At 34.9% G+C, this 23,803-nt stretch carries 22 protein-coding genes and 3 pseudogenes; 10 read left to right on the forward strand and 15 right to left on the reverse strand.

The annotated features are described in order from the left end of the window. The first annotated feature begins 301 nt into the window (after positions 1 to 301). The gene (locus tag HWV59_RS12935; RefSeq protein ID WP_175639051.1) at positions 302 to 4,066 is read left to right on the forward strand and encodes an alpha-L-arabinofuranosidase C-terminal domain-containing protein; all 3,765 of its coding nucleotides are present in this window, start codon (positions 302 to 304) and stop codon (positions 4,064 to 4,066) included. 98 nt (positions 4,067 to 4,164) lie between these two features. Here HWV59_RS12935 and HWV59_RS12940 read toward each other — a convergent pair whose 3' ends face one another. Further along, positions 4,165 to 5,067: an AraC family transcriptional regulator gene (locus HWV59_RS12940; protein WP_175639052.1), complete on the reverse strand. Its 903-nt coding sequence runs from the start codon at positions 5,065 to 5,067 to the stop codon at positions 4,165 to 4,167. A gap of 363 nt (positions 5,068 to 5,430) precedes the next feature. Here HWV59_RS12940 and HWV59_RS12945 point away from each other — a divergent pair, with 363 nt between their 5' ends. Continuing rightward, positions 5,431 to 6,648, forward strand: coding sequence for a sugar efflux transporter (locus HWV59_RS12945; protein ID WP_102231475.1), 1,218 nt, complete (start codon positions 5,431 to 5,433; stop codon positions 6,646 to 6,648). A 641-nt stretch (positions 6,649 to 7,289) separates the two neighbouring features. Here the strand turns inward: HWV59_RS12945 and HWV59_RS12950 are convergent. The 5 genes from HWV59_RS12950 to HWV59_RS12970 all read right to left on the reverse strand — a co-directional run bounded on the left by HWV59_RS12950 (position 7,290) and on the right by HWV59_RS12970 (position 10,455). Further along, the gene (locus HWV59_RS12950; RefSeq protein WP_102231474.1) at positions 7,290 to 7,919 is read right to left on the reverse strand and encodes a helix-turn-helix domain-containing protein; all 630 of its coding nucleotides are present in this window, start codon (positions 7,917 to 7,919) and stop codon (positions 7,290 to 7,292) included. A gap of 477 nt (positions 7,920 to 8,396) precedes the next feature. Then, positions 8,397 to 8,870: a DMT family transporter gene (locus HWV59_RS12955; RefSeq protein ID WP_175639053.1), complete on the reverse strand. Its 474-nt coding sequence runs from the start codon at positions 8,868 to 8,870 to the stop codon at positions 8,397 to 8,399. A gap of 13 nt (positions 8,871 to 8,883) precedes the next feature. Beyond that, positions 8,884 to 9,312 carry a DMT family transporter gene (locus tag HWV59_RS12960; protein ID WP_102231472.1) on the reverse strand — a complete coding sequence of 143 codons (429 nt, stop codon included), beginning with the start codon at positions 9,310 to 9,312 and terminating at the stop codon, positions 8,884 to 8,886. Positions 9,313 to 9,397: 85 nt separating this feature from the next. Further along, entirely contained in the window at positions 9,398 to 9,712 is a 315-nt protein-coding gene (locus HWV59_RS12965; protein ID WP_102231471.1) for an ArsR/SmtB family transcription factor, read from the reverse strand. 155 nt (positions 9,713 to 9,867) lie between these two features. After that, the gene (locus tag HWV59_RS12970) at positions 9,868 to 10,455 is read right to left on the reverse strand and encodes an ECF transporter S component (RefSeq protein WP_175639054.1); all 588 of its coding nucleotides are present in this window, start codon (positions 10,453 to 10,455) and stop codon (positions 9,868 to 9,870) included. A 256-nt stretch (positions 10,456 to 10,711) separates the two neighbouring features. Here HWV59_RS12970 and HWV59_RS12975 point away from each other — a divergent pair, with 256 nt between their 5' ends. Continuing rightward, entirely contained in the window at positions 10,712 to 11,467 is a 756-nt protein-coding gene (locus HWV59_RS12975; protein ID WP_175640054.1) for a class I SAM-dependent methyltransferase, read from the forward strand. Positions 11,468 to 11,560: 93 nt separating this feature from the next. Here the strand turns inward: HWV59_RS12975 and HWV59_RS12980 are convergent, their stop codons facing one another. Both HWV59_RS12980 and HWV59_RS12985 read right to left on the reverse strand, forming a co-directional pair. Further along, complete coding sequence (locus HWV59_RS12980) at positions 11,561 to 12,049, reverse strand: pyridoxamine 5'-phosphate oxidase family protein (RefSeq protein ID WP_102231468.1); 489 nt, start codon at positions 12,047 to 12,049, stop codon at positions 11,561 to 11,563. Positions 12,050 to 12,360: 311 nt separating this feature from the next. After that, positions 12,361 to 12,855, reverse strand: coding sequence for a CBO0543 family protein (locus tag HWV59_RS12985; RefSeq protein ID WP_175639055.1), 495 nt, complete (start codon positions 12,853 to 12,855; stop codon positions 12,361 to 12,363). Between the two features lie 476 nt (positions 12,856 to 13,331). Here HWV59_RS12985 and HWV59_RS12990 point away from each other — a divergent pair. Then, positions 13,332 to 13,538 (forward strand): annotated as a pseudogene (locus HWV59_RS12990) (hypothetical protein); the annotation flags it as partial. A gap of 121 nt (positions 13,539 to 13,659) precedes the next feature. Here HWV59_RS12990 and HWV59_RS12995 read toward each other — a convergent pair. Further along, positions 13,660 to 13,866 (reverse strand): aspartyl-phosphate phosphatase Spo0E family protein, encoded by a 207-nt coding sequence (locus HWV59_RS12995; RefSeq protein ID WP_102231466.1) that lies wholly within the window; start codon positions 13,864 to 13,866, stop codon positions 13,660 to 13,662. A 336-nt stretch (positions 13,867 to 14,202) separates the two neighbouring features. Here HWV59_RS12995 and HWV59_RS13000 point away from each other — a divergent pair, with 336 nt between their 5' ends. The 3 genes from HWV59_RS13000 (at position 14,203) to HWV59_RS26925 (ending at position 16,311) form a co-directional block, all read left to right on the forward strand. Next, complete coding sequence (locus HWV59_RS13000; protein WP_175639056.1) at positions 14,203 to 14,601, forward strand: hypothetical protein; 399 nt, start codon at positions 14,203 to 14,205, stop codon at positions 14,599 to 14,601. 196 nt (positions 14,602 to 14,797) lie between these two features. Next, on the forward strand, positions 14,798 to 15,967 hold the full coding sequence (locus HWV59_RS13005) for an MFS transporter (RefSeq protein WP_175639057.1): 1,170 nt from the start codon (positions 14,798 to 14,800) through the stop codon (positions 15,965 to 15,967). Between the two features lie 134 nt (positions 15,968 to 16,101). Continuing rightward, the gene (locus HWV59_RS26925; protein WP_217708499.1) at positions 16,102 to 16,311 is read left to right on the forward strand and encodes a hypothetical protein; all 210 of its coding nucleotides are present in this window, start codon (positions 16,102 to 16,104) and stop codon (positions 16,309 to 16,311) included. Here HWV59_RS26925 and HWV59_RS27530 read toward each other — a convergent pair. The 3 genes and pseudogenes from HWV59_RS27530 to HWV59_RS13020 form a co-directional block, all read right to left on the reverse strand. Next, positions 16,275 to 16,439: pseudogene (locus HWV59_RS27530) on the reverse strand (hypothetical protein); the annotation flags it as partial. The gene HWV59_RS26925 and the pseudogene HWV59_RS27530 sit on opposite strands and share 37 nt — an antisense overlap. Before the next feature lie 222 nt (positions 16,440 to 16,661). Further along, entirely contained in the window at positions 16,662 to 17,750 is a 1,089-nt protein-coding gene (xerS, locus tag HWV59_RS13015; RefSeq protein WP_175639058.1) for a tyrosine recombinase XerS, read from the reverse strand. 804 nt (positions 17,751 to 18,554) lie between these two features. After that, complete coding sequence (locus tag HWV59_RS13020) at positions 18,555 to 18,872, reverse strand: YjdJ family protein (RefSeq protein WP_175639059.1); 318 nt, start codon at positions 18,870 to 18,872, stop codon at positions 18,555 to 18,557. A gap of 311 nt (positions 18,873 to 19,183) precedes the next feature. Here HWV59_RS13020 and HWV59_RS13025 point away from each other — a divergent pair, with 311 nt between their 5' ends. Next, a complete protein-coding gene (locus HWV59_RS13025) occupies positions 19,184 to 19,396 on the forward strand; it encodes a hypothetical protein (RefSeq protein WP_175639060.1) in 213 nt (70 codons plus the stop codon). A 37-nt stretch (positions 19,397 to 19,433) separates the two neighbouring features. Here the strand turns inward: HWV59_RS13025 and HWV59_RS13030 are convergent. Then, positions 19,434 to 20,429, reverse strand: a pseudogene (locus tag HWV59_RS13030) (LLM class flavin-dependent oxidoreductase). A 278-nt stretch (positions 20,430 to 20,707) separates the two neighbouring features. On the opposite strand from HWV59_RS13030, the gene HWV59_RS13035 reads away from it, so the two are divergent. Further along, on the forward strand, positions 20,708 to 21,619 hold the full coding sequence (locus HWV59_RS13035) for a DMT family transporter (protein WP_102231455.1): 912 nt from the start codon (positions 20,708 to 20,710) through the stop codon (positions 21,617 to 21,619). A 68-nt stretch (positions 21,620 to 21,687) separates the two neighbouring features. Here the strand turns inward: HWV59_RS13035 and HWV59_RS13040 are convergent, their stop codons facing one another. Then, positions 21,688 to 22,062, reverse strand: a complete 375-nt coding sequence (locus tag HWV59_RS13040) for a nucleotide excision repair endonuclease (RefSeq protein WP_102231454.1) — start codon at positions 22,060 to 22,062, stop codon at positions 21,688 to 21,690. Between the two features lie 146 nt (positions 22,063 to 22,208). On the opposite strand from HWV59_RS13040, the gene HWV59_RS13045 reads away from it, so the two are divergent. After that, positions 22,209 to 22,502: a Dabb family protein gene (locus HWV59_RS13045; RefSeq protein WP_102231453.1), complete on the forward strand. Its 294-nt coding sequence runs from the start codon at positions 22,209 to 22,211 to the stop codon at positions 22,500 to 22,502. Between the two features lie 50 nt (positions 22,503 to 22,552). On the opposite strand, the gene HWV59_RS13050 is transcribed toward HWV59_RS13045, so the two are convergent. Beyond that, positions 22,553 to 23,707 (reverse strand): alpha/beta hydrolase, encoded by a 1,155-nt coding sequence (locus tag HWV59_RS13050; protein WP_175639061.1) that lies wholly within the window; start codon positions 23,705 to 23,707, stop codon positions 22,553 to 22,555. Between the last annotated feature and the right edge of the window lie 96 nt (positions 23,708 to 23,803).

Below are 23,803 nucleotides of genomic sequence, written 5' to 3' on the forward strand. Positions count from 1 at the left end.
ATTTATTCACTTTCGTTACAAAAATAGTAAAAGTAAATATTTTAATGATAATAGTATGCTGTATGATTAATAAAAATACAAATCATATGTTGATACTACATTAAAAGACGGCAGATTTTTTCCTTTTTTTCATATGGAAACTTGAAAAATAAAGAAATTACAGTTAATATAAATTATGTTTAATAAAAATATTAATATATTTATATTTATATTATCAAGTATGGTTAAAATCTATTCTATTAAGTTTTAAGGAAAGATGAATTTTCTAAATGATTTATATTTTGATAAGGGAGGATTCTCCATGAAGCAAAACATCGAAAATAATTCTAATAAAGATCTTCTTATTGCGCACTATCAGTTTGATGATTATGACAAAGTTGGTAAAGACATCTCTGTGAATAACAATGAGGCAACGTTAGAAGGAACAACGAAACCAATTCTAGAAACAGTTGGAGGAAGAAAAGCTGTTACATTTACAGGAGGAAACAATGGCACTTCTTATTTGAAACTTCCATCCGAATTACTTAGTGATATAAGTGATCACACAGGGATTACCATTAGTACATGGGTTTACTTGAGAAAAGGCATGAATATGTGGGAAAGAATTTTTGATTTCGGCAATAATACAAACGGGTCGCATCTTTTCTTAACGCGAAATATCCGTGGCGTTTGTTCTTCTGGAGGAGAACTTATTGCTGATCCAGGTAAAACATACTCAGCAGGTGAATGGATCCATGTTGCTATGTCGGTAATTGGTACAGAAGGTGGTACATTAAGCAGTGCCGGGCCAGTGGTATATGTGAATGGAGAAGTAGCTGGAGATGGATCAATTAGCCAGACTTCAAGTGGTACGTATGCAAAACTACGCAGTTGGTTTGAAACATTCAAGGATCCGTCCAATTATAGCAATAATTATATCGGTAAATCACAATTTGAAGCAGATCCGGATTTTAATGGTACCTTAACTGATTTCCGTATTTACAAAGCTGGCTTATCACAGGATGAAGTAATTGAGGTAATGTGTGAATCCCTTACAGATGAAGAAATCGTTCAACTTGCCAAAGATAAATACTTATCGTTTCCAACAAACATTGTCTCAAAGGATCTTGCATTGCCATCTTCACTCATGGGCGGAAATGTGACAGTTACCTGGAAGTCCAGTAATCAAGAAGTGATTTCAAATGATGGAGTTGTTGGAGACATCCATACACCTAATGGAGTAACTTTTACCGCCTTGTTAAATAGGGGTAATTACACGATTGACAAAGAGTATTCGGTGTCTGTCCTTCCTAAGGGGGTGCCTTCCTATCATTTAACAATTGATGGAAGTAACGAAGTTTTAGATATCAGCAAGACATTATACGGTCTATTTTATGAAGATATCAACAATGCAGCGGACGGCGGCATTTATGCTGAGCTTGTTCAAAACCGTTCTTTTGAATCGTTCGTATTCGATACCTATTCACATGCTTCCGGAGAGTGCGGCTGCTCTACAGGTAGAAACCGTGAACCGCTTCATGCTTGGTTTGGAGATCTTGATAAAGTAACTGTAAATAGTGCCGGAGGATTAAATGAGTTTTTTGGCGTTTCAGATCAAGATACCAATTCTCATTATATAACCGTAACGGACGGCAGCACTATTATCAATAAAGGCTTTACCGATTCCAATCATTATTGTGCGATGTCAATTAAACAAGATGCTCAGTATGATTTTACGGTGTGGGCAAAAGCGGAAACAGCCGGAGCAATCACTTTACAACTGCAAAATCAGGAAGGTACAGCAATTAGTGATTCAGTAGAGATACAGGTTGAAGGCGGAAATAATTGGAGAAAGTATGGAGTTGATACGAAGATTGCCTTAAATGGTACTAAAACAGAGCTTGGTCAGCTTGCGTTAACCTTTAACGGTGACATATCAATCGACATGGTTTCATTGATGCCTCAAGACGTTTGGGGAGCTGGTGAAGAAGAGAGATCACAATCTGCACATTCGAATTATAAAGGAAATCCAAACTATCGTTTGCGAAAAGATTTGGTGAATGCACTGGTTGATTTGCACCCAACGTTCCTGCGCTTCCCTGGCGGTTGTATCTCGGAAGGTTCCTTCATATGGGACAATGTGTATGAATGGAAGGACTCTGTAGGCGATATTGAACTGCGTAAAGAAAACTTTAATGTATGGGGATATATGATGACGATGGGGTTAGGCTACATGGAATATTTCCAATTAGCAGAAGATCTAAATGCAACACCTCTTCCTGTTATGGCCTGTGGTGTACTTTGTCAGGCACGTTCAAATTATGTCCACCCTGCAGGTGGTGAACTGAGAGATTATTATGTCAAGAGCTTCACAGATTTAATTGATTTTGCGATTAGCACTGATTTTGAACATAACGAGTGGGCTGCTTTACGTAAAAAGATGGGTCATGAGACACCGTTCGACCTGCATTACTTAGGTGTCGGTAATGAAAACTGGGGCACAGAGTTTTTTGCGAACTTTGAATATTTTAAAACGAAAATTGATGAATACATGGAGCAGCAATATCCAGGCTATGAATTGCATATCATATCGACAGTTGGTGCTCAAGCAGACGATGATGCTTACCAGCAAGGGTGGAAGTTCTTAAGCGGCAATATGACTGGAGCAGAAACGATAAGTTTTACAGACGGTAAGACAGCTATAGAAGAGACGGTTACATGGTACGAGAAGCAGCCAAATTACATGGATACGATTGCTGATGAGCATTACTATCGCTCGAACGAATATTTGCTGAACAATGTGGATCGTTACAACTATTATTACAGAGCATATGAGCAAGACGGAAGCTTGAATGAGTCCGAAACTTCTAAAGTTTTCGTTGGAGAGTTTGCTTCAACAGATAAGAATACATTGGCTGGAGCAATTGCCGAAGCTGCGATTATGACTAGCTTTGAAAAAAATTCTGATGTAGTTAGATTAGCTGCCTATGCACCGCTGTTTAACAAAGTATTGACTGATGGTTCTTATCGCTGGACACCAGATTTAATTTGGTTTGATGATGAAACAGTTTGGTACACACCGAATTATTATGCTCAAGCATTATTTGGAAAGTATCTTGGTAATAAATTATTGGAAACTTCTTTCTCCACTTATCGAAAAGGACAGTTAACAGAACTCGCTCCCCGCGGAGGAATTGAAATCGCTGCAGGTAATGCTGAGGTTCATGTAAAACGTGTGAAAGTTATCGATAATACAAGCAATAATGTTCTGTTTGAACAAGATTTCACGAAAGAATTGGACTCTGCATGGGAGGTTATCCCAGGTTCAGCAGGGTATATGATGGATCCGGAAAAAGGCTTGATTTTACAAGCCCAAAACAGAGGATTAAATGGTTTATATATCATGAATGATAGCTGGACCAATTATAAGGTTGAAGTAAAAGCTTCAAAAGGATCTGGTGAAGACGGTTTTTATGTCGGTGTTGGTTTGATGGATATTTCACCGGAGAAAAAAGATGTAATTGAATACGCTATCGGATATAACGGAAATGCGACCGGTGTAAAAGTATATAAGCAGGGTGTGCAAGGGTATATGTTAGGTGACTATTCATCCAGTACGGCAGCCGGTAACTTACGAGCAAGCTGTTATGAAGAGTTGGCAGATCATACTCCATACACAATTTCAGTGAATTATGGCGGAGGTACGGGAGATCGTCTCATCTGCTCTTACACTGACGGTGCATACCAAAGCAAGGTGTTGGATTACAATTTAGAAGCTTATAATAACGAGGTTTTCAACTCAGTAACAAAAGATGACAACCATGTTTATGTGAAGCTTGTAAATGCTGATTCCGTTGAAAAAACAACAAAAATTTTGTTGAAGGATCTTAACGTAGAAGAAGCAGGAAAACTAATTACATTGACTGGTGATGCATCCCTTGTTAATACTCCGAATGTAAATAAAAAGAACGATGAAAAGGTTGTCCCTGCTGAAACTAAAATCAAGCTGGACGACAATTGTTTAGTTGTCACATTACCTGCAAATTCTGTGAATGTCATGGTATTAGATCTGCAAAGTGCAATTTAAAGAATCAAATACAGGGTTATAAGAGAGGAATTCAAATAATAAAGAAAACTTTCAGAATTTATAAAGTGCCTTAATCTGGAGATGATTAAGGCACTTTTTTATATATAAGTTGCTTTTAAGCGGTTAATATCTTCAATTGGCGGTAAACCAAACATTCGGGAATATTCACGGCTGAATTGCGAGGGACTTTCATAACCTACTGTGAATGCGACATCTGCGGCATCTTTTGACTCAGTAAATAACAATTGCCTCGCTTTTTGTAATCTTAGTTGTTTTTGAAATTGAATTGGGCTCATAGCGGTTACCACCTTAAAATGACGATGTAGCGTAGAAACACTCATATTTGCTTTTTGTGCAAGATCCTCTATTCGAATAGAGCGATCATAGTTATTAATAATCTGTTCGATAACGTCTCTAATAAGATAGGTAGAGCTTCCTTCAATTGCGATTTGTTCCACCGAACGCCCATGCGGACCTTGCAAAACCCTATAGAGAATTTCCTTCATATATAATGGTGCAAGTATAGGAATATCGTCAGGATTTTCTAGCAAACTCGTTAACCTCAATACCGCGTCTAACATCGATGAATCGATTGGGCTCACATACATACCACGCTTAGCATTTTCTTTTTTTATCCCTTGAATTTTAAATTCGCGTATTACTTCTAGTATTTGACTTGGTGTGAATTCAAGTTTGAGCGCCAAGTACGGAACGTCAGGAGAGGCCTCCGTCACTTGTCCTGAAACAGGGAGATTAACTGATGCTAAAAGATAATCACTAGGACCGTATCTAAAGCACTCCTGTGCAAGGAAAAGCTCCTTTGCACCCTGAACAATAATGCATATGCATGGATTATAAACGCTGTGACTTAAATCAGTAACATTGGAACGGCGCAGAAAAAATAAAGACGGAATCGTTGTTACATGAGCACCATCATGTTCTGAATATTTCTCTAATATTTTGGCAAGCTCAACCTGATTTTTATAGATTGTATCAGTCATAAAATCCTCCTTGTTTCTTTATTTCTGCTAGTTCTATTCTAATGTATATTCGTTTGTTGAGGAAGGGGGTGTGAGAGGATTAGGCAATCATTTGATACTATTGTGATATCAGTCGTGTCTTAGTCTGTTGCATAATAATGAAAGCGTTACAAACAATTGAGAGAAATGGGTGGACATGGTTTGTTTCGGAGCAGAATCAATTTTACCACTAGTACCGCGAGGAGGTGAAGGAGCTGCCTTTCTTTTGTAAAGAGAAAAGATCGGTATGATTCCATGATATCCACATGCAAAAGGAAGATTGACCTATGCTACTGTGAATATGTCAATATGTGAATATTTGTAATTTGTAAGGAGGTCGAATAGGTGTATAAACGATTTAAAAATCTGTTTTCAATCAAAGGGTATAGTTTATTCATCATTTGTATGCTACTTGTCGGCATAGGAATTTCTATTACATTGCCTTATTTATCTTTGTTTTTAACAGAAGATTTTGGAATAAGCGCTGGGGCAGTTGGTATTTTTATGGCAGTGAGTTCATTAAGCGGCGTATTGGTCAACTCCTTCATTGCAAAACGTTCGGATAACGGAATGGACCGAAAGTGGATTATTATTACAGCCATGCTTTCCTCTTCTTTAGGGTATGCTTCGTATTTAGTATTTCATAACTATTTTATTCTACTGATTGTAGTCACCTTTTTTAATGGATTGGGTGCTGCTGCAATGCCGCAAATGTACGCATATGCAAAGGAATCGGCAGATGTAAGCAAATCCGATGATAAAACATTTGCAATGTCAACCTTACGTACACTGGTATCTCTGGGATTTCTGATAGGACCACTATGTGGGACATTAATTTTGGCTGTTATTGGATACAAGGGGCTTTTTTTGGGCACATCTGTTATTTATCTTATAATTGCATCTCTTGTATTTCTATTTCTACAAAAACGAAGTACAGCCCCAAGCGATATAAAAAAACAGAAAAAATCAGGTTCCTATACACTTAAAGACAGGCAGATCAGGCAGCCATTTATCGCCTTTATTTTTCTGTTTATGGTCAATGCTATTAATGGGGTAATTACTCCGTTATTTATTGTGAACGATCTTCAGGGCACACATACAGAGGTTGGATTGGTGGTTAGTGTTTGTGCTGGTTTGGAAATTCCTATTATGCTTGTCCTAGGTTCACTTGGTAAAAAGGTATCGAACCATACCCTAATGATTTACGGATGCTGTATTGCTGTTATCTATTTCATAATCTTAAGTGTATCAGCCCATTCATGGCAACTGATCGCAGCTCAACTTCTGCAGGCAACGTTTGTGGCAATAATCATGGGCAATGGACTAAGTTATTTCACAGATCTGCTGCCTGATTCACCGGGGCTTGCAACAACCATCTATTACAACGGTTCAATCATAGGAAGGTTAATAGGGAGTCTCAGCGGAGGTTTCATTGCACAGTTTGCGGGGTTTCGTCATGTTTATTGGATTTGTCTAGCACTTGTAGTTTTCTCATTCTTTATCTTATGGAGAACCAGGGAATATGGGGAAATTAAATTATCTACAAAACACACTAGTACTTAATAATCGAGATTAGTTCGCTATTTTAAAATTTCTTAGTTAACCATACCTAAAAAGAGAGGTATTTGGATATGAGTTACTCAACTGTCAATGTTTCGTCAGGTGTAGTAATGAGGGAAAGGGATATATAAGTACCTTGATCTTAGCTTTCAATATGTGTAAGGAAATAGTGAAAAGAATATTTATTTAACAAACACATATAATAAAAAATAACCGTAGTGCGCCAACACGACGGTTATCTATACAATTGCGATTCACAAAGTAAGCGATTGGAAGTAATAAGGTTTTATGCTTGAGAGTAACTCACCTTTGTCGCCAAACAACAGGGTGGATTACTCTTTTATTTTTTCGATTAATAGGACGATTAACGTTACTAATGCTATCATAAACATTGCTGTACTCATGTCCATCAGTCGCACCTCCTTTATGAGAGGCAGAACAAGCAAACCCTCATGCGACTTTCATTTTGTTATCGCAGAATAGAAGACCTAGCTACCAAATAAATCCTATTCCACTTTCTATTTAAAACCACTCCCTTAGGCAGTTATGATATAGAATATTGAGTTAAGTGCGTGTCTTATGACGCTTTTTTGAAAATTTTTAATAAAAGTTAAAAATTTTCAACCATAATGCAAAAAAAAAGATTAATCATCACCAGATTTTTCTCTATATAAGATTTCGTTGAGGGGCGGGTAATCTAGGGCATGCCAAATTCTAAGAAAGAATTCTATAGAAGGTTGTGATTTATTATTCATATAAATGGATAAATTACTTTTATCGATGCCTGTCATTTCTGAAAGTTCTTTTTGCGTCATTTTTCGTTCTTTCATTATTTTCTTCATGTTATTTTTAATCAAGCCGTCATGATAATTAATAAGCGGTTCGACATTTTTCCTTGGAGTATTTCCCAGTTGTTTGGCTGCTTCATTTAAAAAGGGAAGAAACTCAGGAAGTGATTCATACAATTTCCTGGTTATTTCTTTAGGTTTATGAGCATCAATGTTATCCAGCATGGAATCGATAAAATACATGGTTGCACCCTTGATGAAATCTTCCGGGGTATACTCAATATTTATTTTATCCATTTTAGCTTCCACATTGGCATATGTTGTATAGGACTGTATCTTTTCAAAATTCTCCCTTTTAAACCCTACTTTAACATATACATATCCATCATTTTTCGGTGTACCTTCTGTTTCGGTTGTGTGATTGTCGTCTAAGTCCATATACACAACTTTAGTATGTTCTGCATTATTCTTTTTTCGCATGTTCATGTATATCGCCTCCTAAACGTGGACAAGATATGTTTAACAAAATAAGCGAGGTGCTAAAAATGACAAAAGATGAAAGAAAAGATGTAACAAGAGATGTAGGTGGCACTGGAAAGCGTTCGTAATCTTTGCAAAACTGAAAGGGAGTCGAACTTAGCTTCCTTGATTAATACAAGATAAATCCTATTTTCTTGAGTTATGTAAGATCATAAAATAATCATTAATGACGACACAATTGGTGTCTTTTTTTTCGTTTAGAAAATATAAATTGGCAGTGGGGGAGCTTTCAACGTAGTGGCCAATTTTTAAGTACAAAGTATAAGTGCAACTGGCTCGCCAATCAGCGAGGTTTCTTTATTATATGTTAGTTAGATGGTTCTTATTAACTTCAATTGAAAAACTTCAACTCTCGGTTGAAAATGAAAAATAGAGCCCGTCTCGGTAGTGAGAGGGCTCTATTTTTCATTTTAGTTTATTTTATTAAGTATTTTGTACTTGGGTTTCTTCACTCGAGCGTTTATTTCCTTGATAGATTAAATATAGAGAAATAATCATAAATAGTAATGCGAAAGTACGTTTCATATCTAATTCTATAACTAAACTATTGAACCATCCAAAATGATCAATAATCAAACCAATCACAAGTTGACCAGCTATACCAGCAATATTAGTAGCGATAACTCCAATTCTTGGAACTGCTACGACAGTTAGAAGTAAATACATAGTTCCCAAAAATGCAGCGCTCAATTGCCATTTAGGTACTTCTAACAATGCAAGCACATTTCCACTGCCAAAAAACAAAATGAAAATGATAAGAAACATTGTTCCGGTAAGAAAGGTTAAAAATGTTGTTTCAATTGTTCCTGCTTTTCGACTAAATGTACCATTGATTGATGATTGTGCGCTTAATGTGATGCCGCCAATTAACGTGAATAAAATCATTAATAGACCCATAATTACAGACCTCCTAGTTTATTAATATAAGTGCGATAATCATTGAAATAACTGCAAAAATATTTTCTTTATTAATCCTGGTTTTCTTACTGCCAAGCCATCCGAAATGTTCAATAACCATACTCATTACTAATTGCCCAATAATTACAGCCACCATTGTTATGCCAACACCAACGAATGGTACACTTACAACAATAGAGGTTAAGTAAACAACACCAAGGACACCTCCAAGTAATGTCCATTTAGGTGCTTCAACTATATAGGAAAGTTTCCCTTTTCCAAAAAAGAGCCACAATAGCCCCATGATGATAGAACCCATAAAGAAGTTATAAAAGCTTGTTTCTATTTGTCCAATTGATTTTCCTAGTTCAGCATAGATAGCTCCTTCAAAGCTAAGTGCTGCACCTGCTAGTAGCGCTAATATATATGTGATGTAACGCATTAAAGGAATCCCTCCTAATTTCTTTATTTTTAAATATCTAGAATAATCGATATATTATTTCGTAAAAAAACAGAAATCAACCAACTCAGATTTCTGTTTTAAGATATTCAGCAAACTGACGAATGGCTTCTTCGTTTCTTCGATAGTACGTCCACTGACCATAACGAACAGATTCAAGAAGACCAGCCTTCTGCATCATATTTAAGTAGTGAGATATCGTAGATTGAGAAGCTTCGGCTTTCTCTTGAATGTCTCCTACACATACTCCTCCTTTATAACTTACCTCCTTTGGCAGGTGAGCACCTTGTTTAGGAAAATGCTTCTCTGGTTCCTTCAACCACTGTAAAATGTTAAGTCTAGTTTTGTTTGATAACGCCTTAAAAACATCGATTGGTTCCATAGGATAAATTATATATCGGTTTTTTTCGATATGTCAACTTAAGAGCAGTACCTTATTAGTGGATAGTTTTTCTCTCTTTTGATAACAGCCGAAATAAAAGACTGCCGAAAAACTTAAAACAAATACGTTTTCGACAGCTTTAGTAGGCTAGGGGGCTATTTTTTTCTCAATTTTAATAAAGGTTTGGAAATAATTGGCGTCAACACACCTGCAAGTACTGCTTCAGTAATTCCATTAGTTGCTACAATCGTCAGCAGCGCAGGTAAGAGCTGCTCCAAGTCCATCTTCAAAAAGTTCGCATATGGTTCCCGATAAAATAAATAAATGAATCCAAGCACTAATACAGTATTTGTGAAAGATCCCAGCACACCTGCTATACTCATTCTTACTGTTTCATTGAGCTTTCTGCTGAGTACTTGATGAAATACATATGCAGCAACCACTCCAATTAAAATCCGAGGCAAAACGGATATAAGCGGATTCGTGAAAACAATTGGTGCAATTATGCTTGTCGGTGCGACAAATGCCCTGATGAACGTGATCATTCCCCATATGCCCCCAACAATGGCTCCTTCTTTCGTTCCGAGGACGATTGCGGCAATTATGACCGTAACCTGAATAATCGTTAAGCTAAGCGGTCCAATTGGGATATATCCTAAAAATGGGATTGTCGTTTGAATAATGATAATGGAAGCAAGCATCCCTAATAGGACCATTCGGAATGTCTTATTTTCTTTGTTCATGAATAAACTCCTTTTAACTAATAATCCATTCCTCATTATAATTCTATAGATGCATAAGAGACAATAGGGAGACAGGGGAAAGGGGGAAAAAGTTGGTAAATACTTAATGTTCTTTTTAAGTTTGTTTTAAGTACAATTTTTCTTCAACATAAATCCTCTTTGGAAGGAGTATAAGCGTCTAGGCTGTTGATTATCCCTAAAAAAGAATAATATGGTATTAGGATTAAGTAATTTAAAATATGGAGAGGGTGATTTTATGAAATCAACGGATAAATTCACAGACAAAGCTGAGGTGTATGCAAAATACCGTCCTAATTACCCCGATGAATATATTGAATATTTAATCACTAAAGCTAAATTAAATGAGGAGTGTATGATTGCTGATATTGGCTCGGGAACTGGAATATTAAGCAGGCAATTCATTGAAAGGGGATTTACTGTAATCGGTGTGGAACCAAATGATGATATGAGAACCGTAGCGGAACAATCGTTGAAGCGGTTTTCCCGTTTTATCTCGATTAAGGCAACGGCAGAAAACACTACAATAAATAATAATAGTTTAGATTTAGTTACGGTTGCACAGGCATTTCATTGGTTTAACAAAAAGAAGTTCAGATTAGAATGCCAACGGATTTTAAAACAGGATGGGAAAGTGGCCCTTGTATGGAATAGCAGGGATGGTTCGAGCGATTTAAACAAGGAAAGTGCTGAAGTTTGCCAAAAGTACTGTCCAAATTTTAAAGGTTTTAGTGGTGGAATAGAGGAAACTCCAGATGTATATCAGCAGTTTTTCAAAGATGGAAAGTATGATTATAAAAACTTTCGAAATGACTTGCAAATTGATTTTAATGGATTTTTGGGTAGGTACTTATCCGCTTCCTATTCACCAAAAAAGATCGACAAGGAATATACCCCCTTCATTGCTGCATTATCGAATTTATTTGAGAAATACAGTGAAAATGGAAAAATAGTTATCCAAAATAATACAAGAAGCTATTTAGGAAAAGTGTAATAAAACAATAAATATTATCTCTGAGTGTGAAAGGGATGATAATAACTCACATAGCAAATGGGTTGTCCTTTATTCAGACAACCCATTTTGCATTTATTTATTCAGTTCAATCGTTTCATTAATATCAGCCGATCTAGAACTTTGACCTGTCATGCGCTTATAGAAAAAAGCGATTTTCTTCGTGAAATTGCCTGTTTCCCAATATTCGGCTGCTACCGCTTTTACCTTAATCAAGACAACGTTAGGATCATCATAAGAAGCTTGCATAATTTTCTCATATGTTTGGCTCCACAATTCCTTTTTCTTCTCTAAATCCTCAACGATTTCCGCTCTTCCACGGACCGAGACATAGGACTTACCTGCATAAGCCACATTAACATCATGATCATGTAAAATTTCTTCATACTTATTAGTCTCTTTTTTAGTGAAAAACCATAAATCACCATCAAACTCTACTTCTTGTGTTTTCATAGGCCGAGAAATAAGCCCTTCTTCAGTTACCGTAGTCAGCATGGCCGTGTCTACGTCTTTGATTAACTCTCTTAATGTTTCTATTTCTTCTTGTTTCATCATGTTAGACATTTCCATCACCTCATTATATTTTATAGAGGTATACTACCCTTTACACCAACTTTTAATCGCGGATTACTAAACTAAATCAACAAAATGATGCTTTACAACAGGAAATAAAAAGGGGGAGTGAGAATGCTTAAGGATTAAATGTACTAGTATTATTGGAAATAATGAAGCTTTTCTTACTCCAATTTTGTAATATGAGGAGATATTTAATAGTAAGTCAACTAACAAATCTTAATGAGCGATCTTCTGCAAACGAAGTGCTTTCTTGAATAATCCCAATAAAATGTAAGTAAATAAAAAAACTGATAATAAAATTAATCGTTATTCTTTGGAATACGACTATTATCAGCTTTTCTAACTAGTGCAATATATGTTCGAGAAAAAATAAAAGTCAAAGTCAGTGATATAAAGCTTAAATAAATATTCCAACCCTTTTTAAATTTAATTAGGCTTGTGCGTGTCTCAAAATAATATTCGACTAAGCTCATTGGGACACTAAACAAAAATGACTTTGCTATTATTCCAAAAATATTCGATGTCTTAGTAGCTTGGTTATAGTAAACACATACTACTGGGAAAAGTAAATAGTCAAAAATAAAGCTAATGTCAAACCATTTAAATAAATTTATAGGGTAAACAATTTTACCTTTAGTAACTGCTAACTTATCAAGAATGGAAGCGATATAACCTTTAAATAGAAAAACTAACATCCAGTCTTTTGTGGGAGGTTTCCTCATTAGATTTAATAACATCATTATTCCAAAGACCAATAATAGTCTTAGAGTGTTTTTTTCAAATTGTTGTTTCATGGTTTACCTCGAATCAATTTAAAGAAATAGTATTGATAAAAATGGTATTACAAAAAGGGTTAATTGATATCTTATTGTAGAATTTATTCTGGATCTAAAGTGTGAAACAACTAACATTTGAGTGATGGTTATTCTGATTTACCTGTTTTATTTGAGTTTATTATTAATTCTTTAACTTTTGTGTGATGATAAATAGTTAATGTTATTCCGATTATACTTAAGATTGTTGATAAAACTGTACTATACATAAGTCCTTTAGTTACATTTTTGTTAAGCATGAGCAACATTCCTTTACTGGTAATAGTCGTTTTTATTATCAAGTACATACAGATAATTTATTCAAAATTTTATTTCGTAAACCGCGTAAATTGAGAAGAATGAACTTTAACTATCGAATTAGCAGTGATGGTCAAATAGGAAATTGTATGACACTAAAAATAATTAAGGGTGGAGGAATCATGAAAAATAAAATTCACATTTTACCTGGTGGTAGCAAATATGAACAATCGAAAGCATTTTTAGAGTGGGCTTCTTTATATGATAGTGTTGTAATGGAAGTTAGAAGTAAAGCTTTACATGAGGATTGGATAGCAGCTTTATCTTGTCCAATATTAAAAATTGAAGGAGATCATTCAGTTAATGAAAGAGTAGATATTGTTTTAGACTACTTAAATTCTAATTGAACTAAAAGGAGAGTCTGCTGAACAAATGATCGTTTATATTTTATGATCTTCGACAAAATAGAGCTTTTCTGTAACAGTGAGGAGTGCTTATTTATTGTATTATTTGAACTTTTCTTTGTTTTTAATTGCATATACCCTTTGGACAACATCTTTGACAAACAGAAAGATACTTGTCCAGTTCTTGGCTTACTTCGAGTGCTTCTCGACTATTTAATCCATATTGTTGTCCCGTGTTTATTAATTCTTTTCTTAGGAATTCGATGTATTGACCAAGTGCAGTAGTTGTTTCTATGTTAAATGAACCATTATTAATTATCTTAATATCCATTTTAGCCTCCAATAATGTTGACATTAACTATTTAATTATAATCTTTTTTAAGTACCCATTAAAGATTGTAAAATGGGTTTTTTTGAAAAATAATCAAAATATAGGGGAAATGTAGTTTCAAACAAGTCATAAGCTAATTTAAAAGGAGCTGTTATATACGAGTGGGATTTGAAAATAAATATCGTTTAAGAGACTTGAAAATTCCTGAGCAACGCGAAATTATGTTAAAAAAGATTCAGCAGGACCTAATTAATGATGAAAATATTTTATCTTTTTTTATTGTGGGTCTATAGAAAATGAAAATTAAGAGTTATTCATGATGGTACAAACCCATTTATGGAAGAAGCAAAAGTAGTTAAAGAATATGAAAAGAAATTCAATAAAAATATATTAGTACCGAGTAAATTTCCGTTCGAAATCACTGGCTGCCATGGATCGATTAATGACAAAGAATTATCAATATATTATAGAATTGAGAGTATAAATGGTTTTCTTAAAATAACTGTTTCTCCAATTAGTGTCGATTTAGATAAATGTAAAGGTAAAACCGATAAGTTCTATACTTTGGATGATGGAACAAGAGCTATATACAGAGGAGAATTTGATTTAGGATATGAGATGAGGTTTCAGAAAGATGGATTGCAATACACAGTAGCAATCGGTAATAAGAAGAGTCTAAGTAAGAAATTCAAAGCCGGGGATTTAATCAAAATTGTTGAATCTATGCAGTATTAAGGATGACTTATAAAGCGGTATATGTAATTTTATAAATGCTTTTCGTATGAGTATTATTTATAGATTCAATTATACTTAAAAGTGGAAAGACTGAATCTCACAATAATTCAAATAAAACACACATTAAGTCCTTTTTATGATTTTTATGCCCCCTAGAGAATATATATGAAAAAATACTTTTTATATGGGGGATTATATGAAGTTGCAAGGGAGGATAAGTTTAAGCGTTGGTTGGATAACTTTGTTTCTAATGGGTACTGATTTATTTGTGGTATCTCCATTATTACCGTTTATTTCGGAAGCATATAAAGTAAGTGCATCGACCACTGGATGGATGATCACTGTTTTTGCAGTTACATATGCTTTATCGGCTCCTATCTTCGGTTGGCTTTCAGATAAAAAAGGAAGGAGAACATTGATTACATTTGGCTTATTGCTGTTCGCTATTTCTAATACGCTAACAGCATTTTCTCCTTCCTTTTTATGGATGATTATTAGCCGTATTTTAGCTGGTTTATCTGTTGCTTCAATCACCCCTTTGATATACGCAATCATTGGAGATATTGCACCACCAAATCGAAGAGGAATATGGCTTTCGATTATTGTCTCAGGACACTTGACGGCTCTTTGGGCAGGAGCGCCATTAGGTACGATATTAGAGAATTTTCTTGGATGGCGCTCAATATTTGTTGTAATGGCAATCATAGGAGCCATATTGGCGGTAGTGAATTTTAAAACATGGGAATCTTCTCCTAAAATTGATTTAACAAGAAACCGATTAGAAGGAAATCTGTTAAGAGTACTCTGTTCTGTAAGTGTAACTACCATTTGGGCGATTTCAATGTATACCCTTTATGTTTATTTAGGAGCAGCTCTTTACTCCGAAAATAAATTCTCATCATCAGAAATCGCATTAGCTGTAACTTTTTATGGTGTCGGTGCTGTTTTAGGGAGCCTTACAAGCGGGCAATTAACAGATAAATTTGGAGAAATGAAAATTTCAAAGGCTACGCTAATTTTCTTAATTCTAATACTTATTTGTCTAGGGATATTCTTCTCAACTGGTGATTGGGTTTATTTCTTTCTTTTTATTTGGGCTTTAGTTGGGTATGCAGGATTTACATCATACCAAGCACGATTATCTGTGGAATATCCAAAAGAACGAGGAATTGTAATGGCGTGGAATAATACGGCTCTGTATATTGGTATTACCTTAGGTTCAATAATTGGAGGTTTTGTCATATCTAATTGGGGATATTCTATACTCCCATATGTTTGTAGCGTTGCAGCAATCGGAAGTTTTGTGCTTAGTACCCAAAAGGTACAAGAAGCCAAAAAAGAATCAGCTTTCTCAACAGATAAATGACTCGGAGAATTACTTGCTAGCTGCCTCCCATGAAGAGGGACAGTAAGTAATAAACAAATTGGCGTAATCAATAAATCCTAAAAAGAGTATAATGAAAAACCTCCTTACATTACTATTTTTTTGGGGGGATTATTATGGAGGCAAACGAATATCAAGACTTTTATTGTGACGAGGTATTAAGTGGGAGAACACCTGTGAAAATAGTTTTAGAAACCGAAAATGTTTTGGCTTTTTTCAAAACGAGAATTACGACGACAGAAGGAATAATAAAAGTAATAAGACAACAAATCGATGAGAGAGAGGACTCTCATCGTTTTTTTAGGAGTAGTTTTGATATTGAATAAAGCGGAGAACAAGGCAGGGGGCGATCATCTGAATTAGATAACTGCTCATGATTTTGCAAGAAGGTAAGGAAGATATATAAATCACTATCATAGTTTCCTGAGGTATTTTGGGAATAATTTTGTGTAACTTCAAGATACCGTGAGCAATCATTCTAATGCTTGTTGAAATACTTGCGGTAGTGACTAAAAGTTTATCTGCAAGTTGGCAAAAGGAACTTCTCAAAATTTTATTCTGTCTCAATATCACAAGTAATCTAGGTTTTTGAGACAGAATATATCATTTTAATCTAACTTCGTATAATACATATTATGTAAACTAGAAAATAAAATTATGCCGAGGGACCAGGAATTTACTCTATCTGATCCTTCGGCATATCCATACGATCTACAGCACTTTTTAAATCATCATTTCGTATATGCGTATAAATCATCGTCGTTTGAATCGATGAATGTCCCAGTTGTCTTCTTAACTTTGGCACATCATTGATTTCAGAATGATACCTTGTTGCAAATGAATGCCTTAATTTGTGTACAGATAATGATGGTTTTCCGAATGCTGCAGCATATTTTTCAATTAGTTTTTCGATTGATCTTGCTGTTAAGCGTCTTGATTTTCCTTTTGGACCCATTGGTGCTGCTACAAATAATGCTTTATTGTTTTTCTCGACTTTATAGCGATTTTCTCTTATTTTTAAGTATACCTGAAGATCATCCATGGCAATTTTACTGAAGAAAACGAATTGCTCTTTATTTCCTTTACGAATAACACGTGCTGTAAACTTGCTGAAATCAATGTCGTCAAGATCAAGGTTCACAACCTCAGATAGACGGAGACCTGAGCCTAAAATTAATGAAACAATAGCTGTATCGCGTTCCTGGTTGAGTTTATAAAAGTTAAATAACTTTTTATTTTCCTTATTTAGCTCACCATAATCATGAGCAATGAACCTGCGGAAGTTTTCATATTCATCTCCGAGAAGAATTTTCCCTTCAATTTTGTTTGCGATCGTTTCCATGCTGTCTTTAAGCTCATTAAACTCAATTTTTGCCATAACATTTCTTTGTATATAAGGCTTAAGATCACGCGTTTCAGCAATGTTTTGCAAGTAGTTAAATAGGGACTTTAAAGCTGATAATTTGCGATTAACGGTTATTTCTTTGTTATGTAGTTCGTACTGTAATACATATAAAAAGCCTTCAACTTGCTGAACTGTTAATGTTTCGAGAAGGTCTAATGGGATATTTTTTATATTACCAGAGTAAAGTTGCTCTGACATGATCCAATTAAAGAAAATTTTATAATCATGGCAATAATTAAGTAATGATGCCGCAGAAAGTTTTCTGCGTTTATGATCAATGTATTCTTCAACATACCAAGGTAATTCTTTAAGTAGAACTTGTAATTTTTTATAATGCTGTTGCTGTGATTCCGTAGCCATAAAAACACCTCAAGACGATTTTTCTATACTACCATTATAAATTATACACATTATTACGTCAAATTTATATTTTACGTAATAATGTTTTTACTCGAAATATTAATATTGCCTGTTTTATGATCTTTTGGTTTACTAATCAATTTAGCACTTAGTATGTCTTCCTTCATTCTTACCTTTAAATTAGTAAAATATTTTTCTCTAACTGACCTAAAAAACCCCATTTTGTGAGATACTAATACTAACCCCTATAAAGAAAGTTGGTAACTTGTGAAAAATAAACAAAATAAATTTGAAATTAATGAGAAGGTTTGTATTAAGGCTACTAAGGAAATTGTGACCATTAGCAACAGTAGTTACGTTGCTAATATGAAGAGATATTCGTATACATTAAAAGAATATCCAAATACGTTTTATTTTGAAGAAGAATTGAATTCCATTTAATATAACCGTATTTGTAAACATTCAGCATCTATGATCTACTCACTTTTTAATTATCAGTTTGGATGTGTGTGTAGATCACATGCTTTCTTTTAGTAACAAATTAAATACCAGCCCCCATTTATTTACCTATTAGTGGTACCGATATTTTATCGGTTACTTCCTCAGATTGTCCATAATCGTATCCATATCTGTTGAGGTCGTCATGTTTTAACTTCTGTAGTTAAAACCTGTTCTTTTACAAAGTTCATTTTGGTTATTCCCCATCCTCTACATCCAATAAGAATAATATTTAACCCCATAGTAACAAAAATAGAATTTTGTTCTTCACTTCCATACTGCCCCCTCCCTTTTATGCTCTCAAATTTATAAATTAGTGGATTTCCTTTGCATGTTAACTCTTTTCCAAACAAGGAATAAGCTTAATACGAACAGGTACATCGCACTAATACACATAACATAAGCAAAAACAGGTCTGAATTTAGCAGCATAAATAAAGAAGTCCAGTTGATTGATATCTTTATAAGTTTCTGGTGCACCCTTTAACCAGTATGTTATTTTAGCCGTATACTTCCATTCACTCGGATAATCGACTAACGCACTTCCTTCGTACCATGCTGCGATCGTTGCGATAATGAAAAACATCAATCCTACCCCTATTTGAACAATATAATGAGTTTTCATTAGAATCACTCCTTGGACTCTTTTATACCAAAAGATCTTGAAATAAATGTTTCAGCAGTTAAGAAAATAGTTCCTCTTATAAATTTGTTTTCCACGATAGCACCTCAAAATGTAACATAATACTCTTATATGAACTTTATATATAATAGCATGATTTTCCAATATATTTTTAAATATATTCTATAAAATGGTATTTTTTATTGATTCTGTGTCCTTCCATTCATAGATTCATATCATATAACAATGTACTAACATATGGAGATCAGTTAAAGAAATCCTTTTTGACCATTTGATGAAAAGGAGAAATGAAAATGACAGTTGTTCATTTTTTGGAAGAAAATACGGTATTATTGTGTCAGTTGCTAAATCAAGTTCCTGCTGAGAATGATGCGGTTAAAATTAAAGGACGTAAAGGAACGGTCTTAAGCGTTAAGAACCTCGATGATCTTGTTCAAGTGAATGTGATTCTTGAGAAAAAGCTTAAGAACCAGCCGGCAGGTAATGATAAAAAGAAAAAACGATAATAGTAAAAATGCGGTTAGCTTATACTACCCGCATTTTTTAAAGAAACTGTTCTGCTAGTAACGTATAGGTTAGCAACTTTTCTTGAAAGCTATATGTATTATTGATAATCATAAACTCATCTGTCTGATAATAATCGCTGAGTCTTACTATTTCTTCATGAACTTTTCCAGGAGTACCAATGATCACCCTCCTTCTATTTTCCTCAATTCTTTCTTTGTCTTTTTTAGTCAGTTTACGATTCCTTGCCTCATGAACAGGAAGAATATGTGTATCAAACCCTTTTTCAACGGCTAATAACCATAGATCTTGACTTATCGCGATCTCCTCTGCCTTCTCCTGTGTAGGTGCACATATAACAAAGATACACTAATTGCTCTTTGGCGTTTTCACCGTGTTAGATGGCTGAAAGTTTTCCCGATATGTTTGCAATGCTCTTAACCCGTTGTGGGGGTTAATAAAATGACCATATGTAAATGCTGTGCCCTTTTCTGCTGCTACTCTAGCTCCGCGGTGTGTGACTCCCAACACCCATAGTTCTGGCAGTGTTTTACTTTCAGGATACGCTCTTACGTTATGATAAGGATGAGATTCTGGAATTGTGTCTTCCATGTAACCTTGCAGATCAGTTAGCTGTCTGGGAAATTCATTCAAACTTTTTCGAATACTATCCGTTAACGCCAAACGTGTTGCTGGTGAGCCTCCTGGAGATCGTCCGACTCCTAAGTCAATTCGATTCGGATAAAGTGTCTCGAGTAGCTTGAAATTCTCAGCAACTTTAAAAGGGCTATATTGTGGAAGGAGCACACCTCCTGATCCAATACGAATTGAGTTTGTTTGAGAAGCAATATGTGAAATTAAGATTTCAGGTGACGTACCAGCTATTCCGCTCGTATTATGATGTTCCGCTACCCAAAACCTTGTATATCCCAGCTCTTCAGATAGCATAGCTAATTCGAGTGTTTGTTGAAAGGCTGTTACAGCTGTTTCACCTTTTCTTATGACGGATTGATCTAGAACACTTAGTTTTATGATGGTCATCCCTTTCTTCACATTTATTCTTTGCTTAGTCTAATATAAGACATTCAGATTCTCAAATTTTCTAGTCTATATATTTTACTCTTCCCATTTTTATCATTCTGTCTGTTATTCTTCCAACTGATAATGATAATTTTATTTTTTTAAAATATGTAATAATTTAGATTATAATGGTTCTCCTTCAATTATATTTAAATATGAATTGCTCATTTTCTTCCATTTTGATATATTAACAGAATAAAAAATTTCGAAAAAATAGCGAGTGTGAAGTAAATATGAAGAAAATCTATGTCCTCTTATTCCTTGTGTTAGCAAACTTGTTTTGGGCCGGTAACTACGTTTTTGGAGAGTATTTGGTTGCTGAAATGTCGCCTCTTCAAATGACCTTTTCAAGATGGCTAATCGCAGTTATCTTTTTAGTTCCGCTTGCCCATTGGATCGAACGGCCAAATTGGAGAAATGTTTGGAAAGAGTGGAAAACTCTTTTTATTTTAGCCCTGCTTGGAGTCATTAGTTATAATTTTCTGTTGTATGAAGCATTGCAATATACGACTTCCCTTAATGCTGCTTTAGTGAACTCGATTAATCCTGCTGTAATTGTATTATTTTCTGTTTTATTTTTAAAAGAAAAAATATCTTCAAAAAATGGAATTGGTTTAGTTGTCTCTCTTCTAGGTGTCCTTCTAGTTTTAACGAAGGGTCAATTACATCTGATTATTCATAACGCCTATAATCAGGGGGATCTGCTCATGTTAATCGCAATCCTAGTTTGGACAATCTATTCAATTATTGGCAGGAAAACAAAAGAGATTCCACCTATTTCAGCTACTTCAATATCTGTCATTTTTGCGTTAATCATCATGCTTCCAATGGTTGTGGTGTCAGGGTCTAACTTTAATTTTCATTTAAGTCAACATGCTGTCATGGGTATTGTATATATGGGGATTTTCCCTTCAGTAGGATCTTTTATATTTTGGAATATCTCACTTCGTCAAATAGATGCAAGTAAAGCTGGAGTTTATTTGAATTTAATTACTGTATTTACAGCAATTTTCAGTCTATTACTTGGAAATTCCATATCCTTTGTCCAAGTTATAGGAGGTATATTAGTCTTTATTGGAGTTTATTTAACAAGTGTAAAAGGTAATAAAGAAAAAGTGCAAAAACTTTCGGTAATAAAGACCTAGGTATCTCAGTCAATTACAGAAAACAGTAAAGGTGCTAAGCTTTATACTGCTTAGCACCTTTATCGTTTTTATTTATAAAACACCTTGTCCACATTGTATTTTGCTTGAAGCGTATTGATCAAATACGTTTCGTAAATTTCTCTTTCCATTGGATCTTCTACGATAGAAACATCTATACGAAATATTTCATCTCGATGATTTTTTAATGGTGAAACGGTATCTTCAAGATGTTTTTTAACACGTTGTCTTAGTTTTCTTGCTTTGCCGACAAACAGCAGCTCATCTTGTCTGTTGTAAAATAAAATTACTCCGCCTTTATCTCTAGGGATTTCATGAAGATCGATAAATCCTCCAATAGATTTTATGACAGGTGTGTTATCTTGTGCAGGTTGCTTTCTTTTGATGATCGAAACATCACTCTTTGGTATTTCAATATTTATCAAATTGACACTTCCTTTATTAGTAGTTCTAAACTCATTTAACTATAGCTTTCCTGCGTCTATTACACAATCTTTTTTTAATTGATCTTCTCTTCTGAATTATGCAATAATAGGAATGAAAAAGGGTTTACATATTAGGAGGAGAAGCAATGGTTGAGCATATCGTTATTTTTAAATTCAATGGTACAACTACTGTTGAACAACAAACAGAAGCAATTCAAAAGCTGAAAAATTTAAAAAATGAAATCTCCGGTATTGTTGATATTCAAGCTGGTTTGAATTTTTCGGAGCGAAGCCAGGGCTTTCAATTAGGTCTAACTGTACGCTTTGAAGATAAACAAGCCCTTGAAGCGTATGGTCCTCATGAAAAACACCAAGCGGCTGTTTCTTACTTAGAAGAAATTGGTCTCACAGACAAAATCGTCGTTGATTTTGAAATATAAGTATAAGGATGATCAAAGTGTAATGACTTGATCATCCTTTTTTATTATTATTACCAAGATGTTAACATAGTAAAAGCTTGTTTTCCGATTAAAAAGGCTCCGATTGCATATGCTTCTCCACGTTCTTGAAGTTTTGTTAATGCTGGTTGCTCATCATTTATTGTAAAGCTATTCGGTTGATATTCAGGGTTTTCCTGAAGAGCAGTATTTAAGTAAGTTGCCGTTTCGTTTAAAGCTTGTTTTCCCCTATGCATAACCTCATATAATGAAACAAATCCGTGCATGACTCCATTGTATCGAGACGCGGTGACCGGAGTATCAAATTGGGCTAAACGTTTTGCATATTCTTCTCCCTCATCACGGAGCGGGTCAAATTCAGCTGTAATGATTAACGCAGGAGGAAGGTTTTCAAGATTTGCGTCTAGTGGTGATGTGTATGGGTTTGACCACATTTTTTCATCAGGAGTGTAATACTCTCTTGCTTTTTCCATGACACCTCTTGAGATGAAATAATAGCCGTTATCATAACTGTCACGTGAAGCAAAAGGAACATCTTGGAACGTTGTGAGAGGATATAATAATGCTTGAGCAGCTATGTTAGGTCCGTTGCGGTCACGGGCCATCAATGTTACGACTGTTGCGAGATTTCCCCCGGCACTATCGCCGACAACAGCAAGTTTAGAAGGATCTCCATGGAATAAATCAGCATGTTTCTCTGCCCATACAAGTGCCTGAAAGCTATCCTCTGTCGCAGTTGGAAAAGGATATGTAGGTGCCAAGCGGTACTCAACAGAAATGACGACACTGTTAGTTTTAGAGGCTAAAGCGCGAACAATATTATCATGAGTTTGAATGTTACCATAACCTTCTAAGAAAGCTCCACCGTGGTAATAGAGAATAATAGGATGCTGTCCTTCTGCCTTAGGTTGATAGATTCTTACTGGTATCTCTTCCCCATCAGACATAGGAATCATCATATCTTTACGAAAAAAACGTGATTCTCCAGAACCTGTAAAGATTTTTGGAACTTTCATCCCGGAAGTTACAATACGCTGATCAACTGCATGTAATAGAACACCTGTTTTGACTGGTACTTTCCCTGCTTCTGTGTGACTCCAATACTCCACTGTTATCATAATTCCAAGAACACAAAGTAAAATCATCATCATACATGAGAGGACGAATTTCTTTAGTTGCTTTAACATAATAATGCGGTCATTCGCTTCCCTCCCTATTTAAAAGTCTATTATTATAGTATAATAGAAGAGTGACTGGTAGTAGTAAACCAATTTCAGGTAACA

The organism is Metabacillus schmidteae (assembly GCF_903166545.1).
GTDB lineage: Bacteria > Bacillota > Bacilli > Bacillales > Bacillaceae > Metabacillus > Metabacillus schmidteae.